This is a genomic window from Gordonia sp. LMA484 (assembly GCF_058129505.1).
In genome coordinates, this window is record NZ_CM176700.1 from 495437 (window position 1) to 509876 (window position 14440).

The 14440-nt window shown below is 68.5% G+C and carries 15 protein-coding genes; 8 read left to right on the forward strand and 7 right to left on the reverse strand.

The features are described 5' to 3' along the window. The first annotated feature begins 27 nt into the window (after positions 1–27). The 6 genes from hemL to ccsB all read left to right on the forward strand — a co-directional run bounded on the left by hemL (position 28) and on the right by ccsB (position 6364). Positions 28–1347, forward strand: coding sequence for a glutamate-1-semialdehyde 2,1-aminomutase (hemL, locus tag AC4AMJ_RS02220; protein ID WP_489897213.1), 1320 nt, complete (start codon positions 28–30; stop codon positions 1345–1347). A 14-nt stretch (positions 1348–1361) separates the two neighbouring features. Further along, positions 1362–1991 carry a histidine phosphatase family protein gene (locus tag AC4AMJ_RS02225; protein WP_489897212.1) on the forward strand — a complete coding sequence of 210 codons (630 nt, stop codon included), beginning with the start codon at positions 1362–1364 and terminating at the stop codon, positions 1989–1991. 24 nt (positions 1992–2015) lie between these two features. Continuing rightward, a complete protein-coding gene (locus AC4AMJ_RS02230; protein WP_489897211.1) occupies positions 2016–2645 on the forward strand; it encodes a TlpA family protein disulfide reductase in 630 nt (209 codons plus the stop codon). Continuing rightward, positions 2642–3448, forward strand: a complete 807-nt coding sequence (locus AC4AMJ_RS02235) for a cytochrome c biogenesis CcdA family protein (protein ID WP_489897210.1) — start codon at positions 2642–2644, stop codon at positions 3446–3448. The genes AC4AMJ_RS02230 and AC4AMJ_RS02235 overlap by 4 nt, the downstream gene beginning before the upstream one ends. After that, positions 3445–5268 carry a cytochrome c biogenesis protein ResB gene (gene resB, locus AC4AMJ_RS02240; protein WP_489917015.1) on the forward strand — a complete coding sequence of 608 codons (1824 nt, stop codon included), beginning with the start codon at positions 3445–3447 and terminating at the stop codon, positions 5266–5268. The genes AC4AMJ_RS02235 and resB overlap by 4 nt, the downstream gene beginning before the upstream one ends. A 79-nt stretch (positions 5269–5347) precedes the next feature. Beyond that, complete coding sequence (gene ccsB, locus AC4AMJ_RS02245; protein WP_489897208.1) at positions 5348–6364, forward strand: c-type cytochrome biogenesis protein CcsB; 1017 nt, start codon at positions 5348–5350, stop codon at positions 6362–6364. A gap of 42 nt (positions 6365–6406) precedes the next feature. On the opposite strand, the gene AC4AMJ_RS02250 is transcribed toward ccsB, so the two are convergent. From AC4AMJ_RS02250 to AC4AMJ_RS02260, 3 genes are all read right to left on the reverse strand, one after another. Further along, entirely contained in the window at positions 6407–6877 is a 471-nt protein-coding gene (locus AC4AMJ_RS02250) for a helix-turn-helix domain-containing protein (protein ID WP_489897207.1), read from the reverse strand. A gap of 136 nt (positions 6878–7013) precedes the next feature. Further along, positions 7014–7226 (reverse strand): hypothetical protein, encoded by a 213-nt coding sequence (locus AC4AMJ_RS02255; RefSeq protein ID WP_489897206.1) that lies wholly within the window; start codon positions 7224–7226, stop codon positions 7014–7016. Positions 7227–7321: 95 nt separating this feature from the next. Next, positions 7322–7537, reverse strand: coding sequence for a BldC family transcriptional regulator (locus AC4AMJ_RS02260; RefSeq protein WP_489897205.1), 216 nt, complete (start codon positions 7535–7537; stop codon positions 7322–7324). 218 nt (positions 7538–7755) lie between these two features. On the opposite strand from AC4AMJ_RS02260, the gene AC4AMJ_RS02265 reads away from it, so the two are divergent. Both AC4AMJ_RS02265 and cds1 read left to right on the forward strand, forming a co-directional pair. Continuing rightward, positions 7756–8064 (forward strand): DUF4229 domain-containing protein, encoded by a 309-nt coding sequence (locus tag AC4AMJ_RS02265; RefSeq protein WP_489917017.1) that lies wholly within the window; start codon positions 7756–7758, stop codon positions 8062–8064. 7 nt (positions 8065–8071) lie between these two features. Continuing rightward, on the forward strand, positions 8072–9211 hold the full coding sequence (cds1, locus tag AC4AMJ_RS02270; RefSeq protein ID WP_489917019.1) for an L-cysteine desulfhydrase Cds1: 1140 nt from the start codon (positions 8072–8074) through the stop codon (positions 9209–9211). A gap of 96 nt (positions 9212–9307) precedes the next feature. On the opposite strand, the gene AC4AMJ_RS02275 is transcribed toward cds1, so the two are convergent. Genes AC4AMJ_RS02275 through AC4AMJ_RS02290 form a run of 4 tightly spaced genes read right to left on the reverse strand, consistent with a single transcriptional unit; the run spans position 9308 to position 14383 of the window. Next, complete coding sequence (locus AC4AMJ_RS02275) at positions 9308–10099, reverse strand: alpha/beta hydrolase (RefSeq protein ID WP_489917021.1); 792 nt, start codon at positions 10097–10099, stop codon at positions 9308–9310. Then, complete coding sequence (locus AC4AMJ_RS02280) at positions 10099–10995, reverse strand: glycoside hydrolase family 16 protein (protein WP_489917023.1); 897 nt, start codon at positions 10993–10995, stop codon at positions 10099–10101. Before AC4AMJ_RS02280 ends, AC4AMJ_RS02275 begins: the two co-directional genes overlap by 1 nt. Next, complete coding sequence (locus tag AC4AMJ_RS02285; protein WP_489917025.1) at positions 10992–12299, reverse strand: hypothetical protein; 1308 nt, start codon at positions 12297–12299, stop codon at positions 10992–10994. Before AC4AMJ_RS02285 ends, AC4AMJ_RS02280 begins: the two co-directional genes overlap by 4 nt. Beyond that, entirely contained in the window at positions 12293–14383 is a 2091-nt protein-coding gene (locus tag AC4AMJ_RS02290; RefSeq protein ID WP_489917027.1) for a hypothetical protein, read from the reverse strand. The genes AC4AMJ_RS02285 and AC4AMJ_RS02290 overlap by 7 nt, the downstream gene beginning before the upstream one ends. Positions 14384–14440: the final 57 nt, after the last annotated feature.

Here is a 14440-nt window from a genome sequence, read left to right on the forward strand (position 1 = left end):
GCCGACGCGTTTGGAACACTGGAGGCCGTGACCCGATCCGCTGATGTCGCCGCGAAGTCCGCAGCGCTGTTCCGCCGCGCTGAACAGGCCATCCCGGGAGGGGTCAATTCCCCGGTCCGCGCGTTCTCCGCGGTCGGCGGCGACCCCCGGTTCATCGCCTCCGCGAGTGGCTGCCATCTGACGGATGTCGACGGCAACGACTACGTCGACCTGGTCTGTTCCTGGGGTCCGATGATCCTCGGACACGCCCACCCCGCCGTCGTCGAGGCGGTGCAACAGGCCGCGGTCGGCGGATTGTCGTTCGGCGCGCCCACCGAGGCGGAGATCGAACTGGCCGAGGAGATCATCGACCGCGTCGACCCCGTCGAGCGCGTGCGACTGGTCAACTCCGGGACCGAGGCCACCATGTCGGCGATCCGGCTGGCCCGCGGATTCACCGAACGGCCCAAGATCATCAAGTTCTCCGGCTGTTATCACGGTCACGTCGACGCGCTGCTCGCCGACGCCGGGTCCGGTGTCGCGACGCTCGGACTGCCCACCTCGCCCGGGGTGACCGGCGCCGCCGCCCACGACACCATCGTGCTGCCCTACAACGACCTCAAGGCCGTCGCGAAGGCGTTCGAGGAGTTCGGCCACGAGATCGCCGCCGTGATCACCGAGGCCGCCGCCGGCAACATGGGTGCGGTCGCACCGCACGACGGATTCAACGCCGGCCTGCGTGAACTCACCCGACGACACGGCGCCCTGCTGATCATCGACGAGGTCATGACCGGTTTCCGGGTCAGCCCCGCCGGCTGGTACGGCCTCGAGGGCGTCGGCGGCGACCTCTACACGTTCGGCAAGGTGATGAGCGGCGGCCTGCCCGCCGCGGCGTTCGGCGGGCGCGCCGACGTCATGGAGCGCCTCGCCCCCACCGGACCCGTCTATCAGGCGGGCACCCTGTCGGGGAATCCGGTCGCCGTCGCGGCCGGGCTGGCCACCCTGCGCCACGCCGACGCCGACACCTACCGGGCCCTCGACGCCAACGCCGACCGTCTGGAGACGCTGATCGCCGACGCCCTCACCACGGCCGGTGTCGCGCACCGGGTCCAGCGGGCCGGCAACATGCTCAGCGTCTTCTTCACCGACCGGACCGACCCGATCGCCGACTACGCGGGCGTCAAGGCGACCGAGACCTGGCGTTTCGCCCCGTTCTTCCACGCTCTGCTGGACCGCGGTGTGTACGCACCACCGAGCGCGTTCGAGGCGTGGTTTGTGTCTGCCGCGTTGGACGAGGATGCTTTCGCACGAATCGCGGACGCGCTGCCGGCCGCCGCCGACGCCGCAGCAGCGGCAACCAAGAGCTGACCGGGGGAGACTCGATGACGAACACGATCGTCCACATGATGCGACACGGCGAGGTCAACAACCCCGACGGCATCCTCTACGGTCGCCTGCCCGGGTTCCGGCTGTCCTCCGATGGGCGGGCACAGGCGCAGAAGGTCGCCGACACCCTCGCCGACCACGACATCACCGCGGTGTTCGCGTCGCCGTTGCAGCGCGCCCAGGAGACGGCGACCCCGATCGCCGCCGCCCACGGCCTGTCGATCGTCACCAACGAGGAACTCATCGAGGCCGACAACGTCTTCGAGGGCCTCAAGGTCTCGGTCGGCGACGGTGCTCTGAGCAAGCCACGGCACTGGCCGAAGCTGCGTGACCCGTTCACCCCGTCGTGGGGCGAGCCCTACATCCAGCTGGCCCATCGCATGCTCGCCGCCGCCAACAAGGCGCGCGACGCCGCCCGCGGCCACGAGGCGGTGTGCGTCAGCCACCAGCTGCCCGTCTACACGCTGCGGCGTTTCCTCGAGGGGCAGCGTCTGTGGCACGATCCGCGTCGTCGGCAGTGTTCGCTGGCGTCGTTGACCAGCCTGATCTACGAGGGCGATGCGCTCGTCGACATCATCTACTCCGAGCCCGCCGGGTCCTCGGACCCGTTGGCCACGGGGGCATGATCCGGCCGGTGCGATAGGACGAGTGTGCGTAAGTTTTCCCTGCTGCTGGCGGTGTTGGCGGTCCTGGTCGGTGTGACCAGCGGCTGCGGCACCGGCGACGACGCGGTGGCGCAGGGCGACACCTTCCAGTTCGTCTCGCCCGGCGGGCAGACCGTCATCACCTACCCGCCGGCACAGCGCAAGCGGGTCGCCGAACTGTCCGGGCCCGACCTGGTCACCGACACACCGCTCGCACTCGGTGACGAGCAGTTCCGCGATGAGGTCGTCGTCATCAACGTGTGGGGCTCGTGGTGCGGTCCGTGCCGCGGCGAGGCCGACGATCTGGAACGCGTCTACGAGCAGACCAAGGACCTGGGCGTCGGTTTCCTCGGCATCAACCTGCGCGACGACCGGCAGTCGGCCAAGGACTTCGTCGCCGACCGCAGCGTCGGCTACCCGTCCATCTACGACTTCGACGGCATGACCCTGGCCGCGCTCACCACCCCGACCGCCGTCGTGCCGACCACCGTCATCCTCGACCGGCAGCACCGTCCGGCCGTGGTGTTCCTCAAGGCGCTCACCGCCGACGAACTCGACGCCGAGGTCCGCAAGGTCGCCGCCGAGGAGCCTCGTGACTCCGCGTCTGCGACGACCCCCGCGGCGGGTGCCCCATGATCGACCTCGCTCCGCAGGCCGCCATCGGCGACACCTTCGCCACCACCGTGTCCAGCGGCCCGCTGCTCCTCGCGCTGGCCGCGTGCGTGATCGCCGGCCTCGTCTCGTTCGCGTCCCCGTGCGTCGTGCCCCTGGTGCCCGGCTACCTGTCGTATCTGGCGGGCCTGGTGGGCGCCGAGGCGCCCGCGGTCACCGTCGGCGAACCGGCCAAACAAGGCCGATCCCGAGTGGCGATCGCAGCCGCACTGTTCGTCCTCGGCTTCACCGTCATCTTCGTCGCCGCCACCGCCAGCGTGCTCGGCATCACCAGCACCTTCGTGGTGAATCGTGAACTGCTGCAACGTATCGGCGGGGTCATCACCATCGTGATGGGTCTGGTCTTCATCGGTCTCGTGCCGATGCTGCAACACGAGTTCCGGTTCGCGCCGCGGCGGATGTCGAACATCGTCGGCGCCCCGCTGCTCGGTGCCGTGTTCGCGCTCGGGTGGACACCGTGCCTCGGCCCGACGCTGGCCGCGGTGATCGCCACCGCCAGCGGAACCGAGGGCGCCACCGCCGCCAAGGGCGTGGCGCTGATCGTCGCCTACTGCGCAGGCCTGGGTATCCCGTTCGTCGTCCTGGCCTTCTCGTCGGCCTGGGCGTTGCGCAGCCTCGGATGGCTGCGTAACCATGCGCGGCTGATCCAGATCTTCGGCGGCATCATGCTCATCGCCGTCGGTATCGCGCTGGTGACCGGGGCGTGGGATCAGTTCATCGTCTGGGTGCGCGACGCCTTCATCACCGACACGGAGCTACCGGTATGACAGACGTCGACCTGACCCCCGCAACGCAGCCGCAGACCCCCGGTCCGACGCCGCCACACTGGCTGCGCCGCCGTGTGCTGTGGCCGGCCCGTAACCTGTGGCGCTCGCTCACCTCGATGCGTACCGCACTGATCCTGCTGTTCCTGCTGGCGCTGGCCGCCATCCCCGGGGCGCTCCTGCCGCAGCGGTCGCTCAACGAGCAGAAGACGCTGGCCTACATCGACGACCACGGCTGGGTCGGGCAGACGATGGACCGCCTGCAGCTGTTCGACGTCTTCTCCAGCACCTGGTTCACCGCCATCTACGTCCTGCTGTTCATCTCGCTGGTCGGCTGCCTCACCCCGCGGATGATCGAGCACTTCCACAGCCTGCGCGGCAAGCCGGTCGCCGCGCCTCGCAATCTCGGGCGACTGCCGCGCCACGTCACCATCGAGGTCGACGGTGACCCGGAGGAGATCGCGGAGCGGATCTCGCGGAATCTGCGTGGGTGGCGACGGGTGATCTCGATACGCCCCTCCGCAAGCTCCGGGGCTACTCGATCAGCGGAGGGACGCCCGTCGGCAAGCTCCGGGGCTACTCGATCAGCGGAGGGACGCCCGTCGGCAAGCTCCGGGGCTACTCGATCAGCGGAGGGACGCCTGTCGGCGGAGGGCGACGTCGTCGAGGTCTCCGCAGAGAAGGGCTATCTGCGGGAGTTCGGCAACCTCGTGTTCCACTTCGCTCTGCTGGCGCTGCTGGTGGCGATCGCGGTCGGCAAGCTCTACGGCTACGAGGGCACGCGGAGCCTCGTCGCCGACGGCGAGCAGGGCCTGTGCAACACCTCCACCGCGGTCTACGACTCGTTCCGGGCCGGCAACCTCGTCGACGGCACCGACCTGGCGCCGTTCTGCTTCCGCGTCGACAGTTTCGACGCGACGTTCCTGCCCAACGGGCAGCCCAGCATGTACACCGCCAAGGTCCGCTACACCGAGAACACCACCGCCTCCGACCCGTCGACCTGGTCGTCGACGACGGTCAAGGTGAACGACCCGCTGCGCGTCGCCGGTGACCGTGTCTATGTGCTCGGCAACGGCTTTGCGCCCACCTTCACGGTCACCTTCCCGAACGGTGAGCAGCGCACCCAGACGGTGCTGTTCATCCCGGAGGAGATGCAGACGATGTTGTCGTCGGGGGCGGCGCGGTTCGACACCCCGGCCGGGCTGTACCCGAACGAGGACGAACGGCGATCGCATCAGGTCGCGCTGGAGGGCTTGTTCGCGCCGACGGCCAACTATCACGGCACGCTGCTGAACTCGTCATCTCCGGTGCCGTCGGATCCGGCGGTCGCCATCCGCATCTACGAGGGCGACACCGGGCTGGACACCGGTAAACCGCAGAACGCCTACTCGTTGGACCAGTCGTTGATCGAACAGGGACGCCTGCAACGAAAGGCGCAGGTGAACCTGTCGCAGGGACAGACGCACACCCTGCCCGACGGGACGTCGGTGCGGTTCGACGGCTATCAGCGCTGGGTATCGGTACAGGTGTCCCACGATCCGACGCAGGTGTGGGTCCTGGTGTCGGCGATCGTGATGCTCGGCGGACTGCTGGTCTCGTTGTTGATCCGGCGTCGTCGGATCTGGGCCCGATTGGTGCCGGTCGACGCATCGGTTTCCGGCGGCAGCGGCGAACGACGTACTGTAGTAGAAATCGCGGGACTGGCACGGACCGATCAGGCGGGCTGGGGCGAAGGCTTCGAGGATCAGGCGCACGGCCTGGTGATCGACCCCGACGACCCGGCCGCCGCACGCAGATCACGGTGGCAGCGGCGACGGCTGTAGCGCAGCAGACCAGAAGCGCAGGCGACCGGTGACACGGTCAGACCTGTAGCGCACGCAAACGAGCGGGAGGACGAGTGCCATGAACACGGGCTCGGTGCATGTCGACGAGACATTGGCGCGATACTCGGATCTGTTGTTCGGCACCGCGATCACGATCTACGTGCTCGCGATGCTGCTGTTCCTCGCCGCGCTCGCGAGCGCCCGCGGTCGCAAGCTCGCCCCGGCGGCGCAGCTGGTCGGCGCGGGTGGCTCGACGATTGCCGTCGACGACCGCGCCCCGGGCCGGGTCGACGAGGCGCCGCGCCGCAGTTTCGGTGAACGCCTCGGCGCCATGGCCTATCCGGTCGTCATCGTCGGCGTGATCGCCCACATCGCCTCGATCGTGCTGCGCGGGTTCGCGACCGATCGCGCGCCGTGGGGCAACATGTACGAGTTCATCTCGCTGACCTGCGCGGCGTGCGTGCTGGCGGCGCTCGTGGTGCTGCGCAAGCCGGAGCATCGTCCGCTGCTGTCGTTCGTGCTGCTGCCGGTGTCGCTGCTGATGTTCATCGGCGGCCGCTGGCTCTACACGCAGGCCGCACCGGTCGTGCCGGCGCTGAAGTCCTACTGGCTGGCCATCCACGTCTCGATCATCTCGGTGTCGTCCGGCGTCCTGCTCGTGTCGGGCGTCGCCAGCATGCTGTACCTGATCAAGATGCGGTGGGGTCGTCCGGACGGCGACGACCTGGCCGCTGCCGGCAAGGGGTTGGCCGCCGGGACGCGCCGCGTCATCGATCGCATCCCGAGCGCCGACGCGCTGGACCGGCTCGCCTACAAATGTGTGGTCTTCGGTTTCCCGCTGTTCGGTCTCGGCGTGATCTGCGGCGCCATCTGGGCCGAGTCGGCGTGGGGCCGGTTCTGGGGCTGGGACCCCAAGGAGACGGTGTCGTTCATCGCCTGGGTCATCTACGCGGCCTATCTGCACGCACGTGCGACGGCCGGCTGGCGCAGCAACGCCGCGGCGTGGATCAACGTCGCCGGCTTCATCGCGCTGCTGTTCAACCTGTTCATCATCAACCTGGTGGTCTCCGGCCTGCATTCCTACGCCGGCCTGTAGACCCGGTCGTCACGCCCGGCGAGCCCGGTCGGGAACTCGCCGCTATGCGGTACCCTGATCGTCTTCGCGGTCGATGTTCTCCTGCGCCTGCGCCTTGACCACCTTCAGCAGGTCGATCAGGACGTCGATGGTGTCCGGGCAGATCCGGCGCACGTCGATGCCGGACAGATGGGTGCCGGTGGTGGCCAGCATCTGCACGTAGTCGCGTTGCTGGCGGACACGTTCGAGATCCTCGTCCGGATTGGACAGGAAGTACGTGACGCTCACCTCGAAGGCCCTCGAGATCGCTTCGACGGTGCGGAACGACGGAGTCCGGGCCTTGCCGGTGCGGAGCTGGGAGATGTAGGCGTCCGACAGTGAGTAGCCGAGCAGGTTGGCGCGCTCGGCGATCTTCTTGCCGGTGTAGGGCACGCCGTTCTCGTCGCGCGAATGTTCGAAGAGGTAGCCGAGCTTCTCCGCGAAACTGGAGTCGTCGTCCTGCGCCGAGTCGGCGCGTGTGTCACCGGATGTCAACGCTGATCATCCCCGAATGATTGGTTGATCTCGTGCACCTTTCGCGAGTCGCATCCCCCACTGCGGAATGAGAAGGAGATTACCCTACCTCAGGGTAGGGTTCGCGGCGTGCGACGGTGGTCGGTGAAAGTGCAGGTCAGGTGTCGTCGCCGTCGGCCCCGTTGCCACCGCGGGTCCGGTGGTCGAGGTCGCGGAGAAAGTCGGGATCGTCGTCGGGTCCGACCGGGCCGGAAGGCCGGCGCTGGGGTCGTTCGTCGCGATGCTCCGAGTCGTTGAGCTGGGGGCCGAAGGCACGCCACAACAGAAAAGCAATCGCGGCGATGCCGATCATGGCGAACAGAAACGTCATGGCAACCTCCCGTAAACCAGACTACGTGAGGTTGCCACGATGCGGGTAAGCCCCGCCTGAGTAGATGCCGCCGGGCGTCCCTGGGTGCGTACCGCTCAGTGAGTGCGGCGGTTCAGCAGTTCGACGACGTCGGCCTCGCGGAATCGACGGTGCCCGCCGGGAGTGCGGATCGAGCCGAGCAGACCCGAGCTGGCCCATCGGGCGACCGTCTTCGGGTTGACGTTGAACATGGATGCGACTTGACCGGGGGTCAGGGTGTGCTGACTGGCAAGTCCGGGAGTGATGATGCCGGCTGTGTCGGTGATGGTCACTGTTGTTCCTCTCATCTCCGCCTGCACCCGAGATTCGGGTGGGATGTCTCATGGATACACGGCCAACACCCGGGTACTCGAACAGTCAGCAATTGGTAAAGAGAGTGCAAAACCGACATTTCGGGTGACGCAAGTGGTGCAAAAGCGGCGCAGAGTCGCCGGTCACCCCCTGCGGACGGCCTGGTCATCGCACATCGAACGCGCAGTACCCTGTACCCGTGACGGAAGACAAACCAGCCAACGCATCTGTCGGCAGCGTGGCGCTCGCGGTGGCGCTCTACACCCTGGCGCGGCTGGCGCTCGTCGTGGTGGTGGCCGCGATCATCGTGGGTATCGGCGCGATCGCCGGGGTGAAGGTGCCGCTGCTCGTGGCGGCCGTGTTCGGTGTGCTGATCGCTCTTCCGCTGGGCATGGTGCTGTTCAAGAAGCTCCGTCTGCGCGTCAACTCGCAGATCGCCGCCGTCGACGACGCCCGCCGCAGCCGGCACGACGACCTGCAGTCGCGGCTGCGCGGACCGTCCGACTGACCGCCCGGTGAAGCCCACCAAGATCGTCGACCACCGCGGCGACCGGGCGTGGTCGGAGAATGCGGTCCGGCTGATCGAGGCCGACGGACGGCGCAGCGCCGACACACACCTGCATCGGCTGAACCTGCCGGAGTGGTCGCGCTGGACCGACGACGACGGCCACGAGACCGGCATCGAGCTCTACCTCAAGGACGAGAGCACCCACCCGACCGGTTCGCTCAAGCACCGGCTGGCCCGATCGCTGTTCCTGTATGCGATCTGCAACGGCTGGGTCACCGAGGGCACCCCGGTCATCGAGGCGTCGTCGGGCTCTACGGCGGTCAGTGAGGCCTACTTCGCGAAACTGATCGGTGTCCCGTTCATCGCGGTGATGGCGTCGAGCACGTCGCCGTCGAAGACCGCTCTCATCGAGCGCGAGGGCGGCGAATGTCACCTCGTCGAGCGTGCCGGCGACGTCTACGCCGAGGCGCTGCGACTCGAGGCGGAGCTGGGCGGGCATTTCATCGACCAGTTCACGATGGCCGAACGTGCCACCGACTGGCGCGGCAACAACAACATCGCCGAGTCGATCTTCGCGCAGATGTCCGACGAGGATCACCCGATCCCGACCTGGATCGTCGTGGGCGCGGGCACGGGCGGAACGTCGGCGACGCTGGGACGCTACGTGCGGTATCGCCGCCATCCCACCTGGCTGGCCGTGGTGGACCCGGAGAACTCGGTGTTCCTGCCCGCCTACCGCACCGCCGACGGAACACTGACATCCGAGCTCGGGTCCCGCATCGAGGGCATCGGCCGTCCGCGGGTGGAACCCTCGTTCGTCTCCCAGGTCATCGACCGGATGATCGGCGTCCCCGACGACGCCTCCATCGCGACCGCCCGCTACTTCAGTGACCGCCTCGGCCGGCGCGTCGGCGGATCGACCGGCACCAACCTGTGGGGAGCGTTGCAGCTCGTCGCCGAGATGGCCGCCGGTCGGCGCGCCGGCAGCGTCGTCACCCTGCTCTGCGACTCGGGAGACCGTTACGGGAACACCTATTTCGACGACGACTGGCTCGACGCACAGGGGTTCGACCTGACCGAGGCGACCGCCGTGCTCGACGAATTCCTCGCGACCGGACGGTGGACCGGCGCGGTGGCCACCGACTGACCGCGCGAGCGTTCTTCCGCTGGTTCTTCGATCATCCGTCTGAAATACCCTGCGGAGGAACAGAATTGCGCAGGAAGAACCCGTGTTCGACCGGCGTCAGTCGGCATGGTCGGCGAACGCCAGCGCGGCGTCGCCGCCGTAGCAACTGGGATCGACATGATCGCCCCGGCAGGTGACCACGGTGACGGTGGCCGCCGCGTGGAATCGGATCGCGAAGGCCCGGGCACCGGCGCCGGCCGGCACCACGGTGTCTCCGGTGGAGTAGAAGAACAGGAAGCGCCGCCCGGCGTAGCTCGACGCCGCCGCCGACAGCGGGTCGGCGCGTTGCGGAACCCTGCCGTCCCACGCGCCGGCGATGAAGTCGACGGTTCGGATGGTCGAGGGCAGTCCGGTCAGCGGCGACACCCCGACCAGGCCGTCGATGCCGGCGTAGGTGGGTTCGGCGTAGAGACGTAGCGCGGCCAGGACGCCCATCGACTCCCCGGCGAACAGCAGTCGGGTGGTTCGGTATTCGGTCTCGGCCCGCTCGATCAACCTACGGTAGTCGGCAACTGCGGCGTCGTTGCCGAACGAGTTGCCGCCGGCAGTCGCGGACGCGATCACCCAACCGTTGCGCAGGAACGGCTCGGCGAAATGCCGATGCCTCGGATCGTGTGCGAACTCCGTTCCGTCGGAGTCCATCCCATGGAACCAGACGACGACGCCGACCGGTGTGGTGTTGTCCTGCCGGTAGGCCCGCCCCTCGGGCCCGAGCTGCTCGGTCACGATGCCGGAACCCGCATCGTCGGTCGGTTGCGCCGTGCGGCCGCATCCGGACAGCACGCCGACCGACATCGTCAGCGCGACGATCAGTGACCCGTGCAGCAGCCGATGTACGACCGGCCGCATCAGCCGTACATCCTCACCCAGTCGACGTCCATCTGGGCGGGCAATGCTCCCGGGCCCACCGGGCCCGGCCAGTCACCGCCGACCGCGACGTTGAGCACCAGGAAGAACGGATCGTCCATCACCCAGACCGATTTCGGCGGCAGATCTTCGGGCGTGATCTGCATGACCGTCCGTCCGTCGAGCCCGATCTGGATCACCCCCGGCGTGCGGTGGACCCAGTAGGTGTGAAAGCCCCCCGATGCGCCGGTCTCGTCGGCGGACAACTGCCGCTGCACTTTCCAGGGGGTCTTGTCGGACAGGTCGGTGTGGGGTCCGATCGCACCGACCGAGTTGTCGCGCACCGAGTTCACGTGCTCGTAGATGTCGATCTCGCCGGATTCGGGATAGCCGACGACGTCGAGGCTCGACCCGAGCATCCAGATGGCGGGATGGACGCCCTGGCCCTCCGGCATCCGCGCGCGGACCGCGAGCAGGCCCGTGGAGGTGTCCAACTTGCCCAGCGTGTCGATCCGCGCCGACGTCACCCGCCCGCCGTCGGCGCGCGCCACGATGCGCAGGTGCCCGTTGCCGTCGAGCGAAACATTCTGCGGCGAGCCGGTATACACCTGCTTCTCGTCATTGCCCCAGCCGCCGGCGCCGGTGCGGATGTTCCACATGCGCTTGCTCGGCAGCGAATCCGCCGGGCCGGTGAAGTCGTCGGATGCGACGAGGCCCATGTCGGACTGCAGTGCGAGCAGGTCGTCGGAGCGCAACTTGCCGTTCGCGGCGGCATCGAGGCCGGTGAAGACGAGTAATGCGGTCACGGCGACCGTGCCGGCGACCACCCAGGCCGACACGCGTTGTAGTCCGTTCGGCGACTGGCCGAGCGCGCGCAGATAGTTGGATCGTGGATTCATGTGTGTTCTCCGACGTCGGGCGCGCTGACAGTCGTCAACAGCGCCAGGGGATTGGTGGTAGCGAGGTCGAGAGCTGCTCGCACCCGGTCGGGTGGATGACAGCGGGCATCGAAGGACGCCGAGATGTCGTAGCGGTCGCCCATCCTCGGTGTCAGGATCGCGATACCGCGCGCGCCGACCGGATCGGTCATCGCGGTGAACCGGTGGGCGTCGAACCCGCCGATCCAGTCGCCACCCGGCATGCTGTCCAGTCCGAGTAGATGGCTGAACGACAGCACGGTCGCCGGGCCGGGGTCGGCGGCGATGCCGGCGGGCCGCCCCACCCGGCGCCGAACGGTGCCGACGACCTCTCCTGCGGAGATGGCGAGCATCGCGGCCAGCGGCCGACCACAGGCCATCGCTTCGCCCAATTCCCGCTGGAGCACGGCCGGATCGTGCGGCGCGGCGAACGCAAGATTCAGTCCCACCGCAGCGTTGCCCAGGTACTGCGCCAGCGCGGCATCGTAGCGTCCGGTGTCGACGACGACGTGCACGACCGGCGCCAGCTCGACTCCCACCGCGGCGAAGGCGCGCGTCAGCACGGTCATCAGCAGTACCGCCATCGAACAGTCGGGGGCATGGGCGTCGCGCCACTCCTGCAGAACGGCCCGTCGTGGGGCGTCGAGATATCCGGTCGCGGTGGTGGGCAATGGCGCATGCATCATCTGAGCGGCCGGCGACACGACGGGCGACGACGGTGCACCGGTGACCGCGGCCGCCGGTGGTGTCCGGCGGCGGACGGCCGCGGCCAGGTCCCCGATGTGCCGCGGTCGTGTCGCCAGATGGCGGGCCAGGATCGATGCGACGTGCGGCCGCTTCGACGGTGTCGTCACCCACGCCGGCGTCGGTCGGGAAGCGCAGCGCGACAGATAGACCCAGAGCGCCACCACCATGGTGCCGCCGAAGACGGCGTGCGGCAGGTCCGTGATCAGATGGTCGCCGGCGAGGTAGAGCCGCAAGCCATCGGGCGTCGCGGTGGTGCGGCGCAACAGGATCACCTTGTCGGTGATGTCGAGCTGATCGGTGCCGGGGAAGTCGTCGGACCAGTTCCGCACCGCCGCCCCGAGGCGGTCCGGGTCGTAGCGCCAGCGGCCGCCGCCCACCGGCCGTTCGCGGGTCAACCCCAGACGGTTACCGGCCGAGATCCGTGCCAGGCGGCTGAGTTCGGTGGCGAGTTGAGCGCGCGACGGCAACACGAGCGGACCCATGGACACGATGACCCGAGCATCGCCGGCGGCCCGGTCGACCAGGGTCGGCCTCACCATGGTTCCTTCTCGGTGGGCGCGTGCTCGTAGCGGAAGATGATGGTGTCGGGGTCGGAATGCACCCGCCGCCAGTTCGGTTCGCGGTCGAGCCGACCGATCAGTGACTCGATGGCCCCTTTCCGGAAGTAGCCGAAGTAGTCGCTGTACACCGACATCTGGCGCGGCAGGACGATATAGAAGCCACCTCCGGCGAAACGTCCCAGATTATTGAGGAACTCGAGGTCCTCGTCGGTGGGGAAGCCCCGCGACAGGGAGTTCTTGAGGAACACCAGCGGACGGTCATAGCCCGGGTTGGCCTCGGCGATGCGCACGTAGTCGCTGCTCGGACGTTCCGGCCATCCGGCCGGTGCCATACGTACGATCACGGTGGACGGCTGAGCCTCGGCGAGCATCTGACGGCTCAGCGCAACTTGCGACGGCGTGATCACGTTGTAGGCCCACCCGCTGTAGTAGCCGTGAAAGGCCCCGACGGCCACACCTGCGACGGCCGTCGTCACCAGCGTCGTCCGCAGTCGCCGCGACCAGCCCGAGGCGGCCGGGTCATCTGGTGATCGGGTCGGCAGGATCTCGGCCAGCGCCGCGCCCACCAGGATCGAAGACCCGACCAGCGAGTACAGGAACACCCGGAAGATCGCCTCGCCGCCGTAGCTCTGCCCGGCCAGCAACAGGATCGGCGAGAACGCCACCACCGGCAGCGCCCAATCCGGTTGCCCCGACCCGCCGGTGGCCGGCCGCGCCGATCTGCGCGCCCGCCGCCACAGATAGCAGAATGCGGCGATCGCCGACAGCCACACCGCGAAGGCGACGCCGCGGTCGACGGCCTCGGTGAACGCGCGGGCCGCCGAGTCGCCGGTCGCGCCGCCGATGTTCGTCTTCGCGTTCTTCAGTGGATTCGAACCGGTGAACAGCCCGTACTTCAGCACCGACGACAGCCGCGGCAACACGTAGGCGAACCAGATCGCGGCACACGCGGCGATCAGCCAGATCGGGCGCACCCGGTTGAGGAGGGTGAGCAGCCCACCGCAGGCGAGCACCCAGACCGGGGTCAGCTGGTGGGTCACGGTGATCACGCCGAACAGCGGCATCACGAAATACGCTGCGCCCGTATCGGTCCGCGACCCGGCGAACAATGCGATCACCATCACGGCCAGGACCAGCGCGATGGCCTGCGGCGAGTAGTAGTCCTGCCCGACCCAGTTGACCAGTTCGGCGCACATCACCGCGATCAACGCCGCACGCACCGACACCCCCAGCGCACGTGACAGCGCCCAGATCGCCACGGCCAGCAGCACGTGGATCGACGGCGCGAACCAGTGCGCGACATCGACCGGATCGACACCCGTCGTACTGCTGAACCAGGCGGCGCCGGCGAAGAAACCCGGCCAGCGGGTGTAGATGTCGACGAACGAGGGCGGCAACGCCCCGTTGGTCTGTACGAAGTCGACCAGGCCGATGTGCTTGTAGGTCCACGCATAGATCGGCACCTGCGTCAGCAACGACACCGGCAGGCGGATGACCACGATGGTGACCGCGATGGCGACCGCCGCGCCGGTGGTGTCGTCGGCGACGATGCATGCCACGAAGATGATCACCGTCGCCACCAGTGCCGCGGCGATCAGTACCCCGCCGGGCGTGAAGAGCAACCCGAACAACCCGACATCTGAGTTCGTCGGCAACGCCACGCCCACACCCCAGACGACCAGCACAGCGGCCAACGCACGGACCCGCCCGGACAACCCCGCCACGCCCAGCGCGAGCCGGGACATCCCACGGCGCAGATCCTCTCGGATGTCCGCGGTGGCGGACGCGCGTAGGCCGACTGCGCCCGACACCAGGCAGATCGTCGCGAAGGTCGCGGTCACCCCGGCCGCGGAATAGCTGCGCAACCACAGCAGGCACGTCGCCAGCCCGATGGGCCCCGCGATGCCCAGCGCCGGATACAGGGCCGGCCGCAGGTGGGTGGCGATCGGTACCGGGCACGTCACCGCGACGCCGAGTCCCGCGATCATCATCGGTGCGAGCAGCAGCAGCCGGAGGACGGGCGGCGCCGGCAGCAGCGACGCGAACGCCGCGAGTCCGCTCACCGCAGCCACCGCCGGCCCGATGCGCGTGTCGCGGACCGGCGCCTGCGGTGCGGTGGG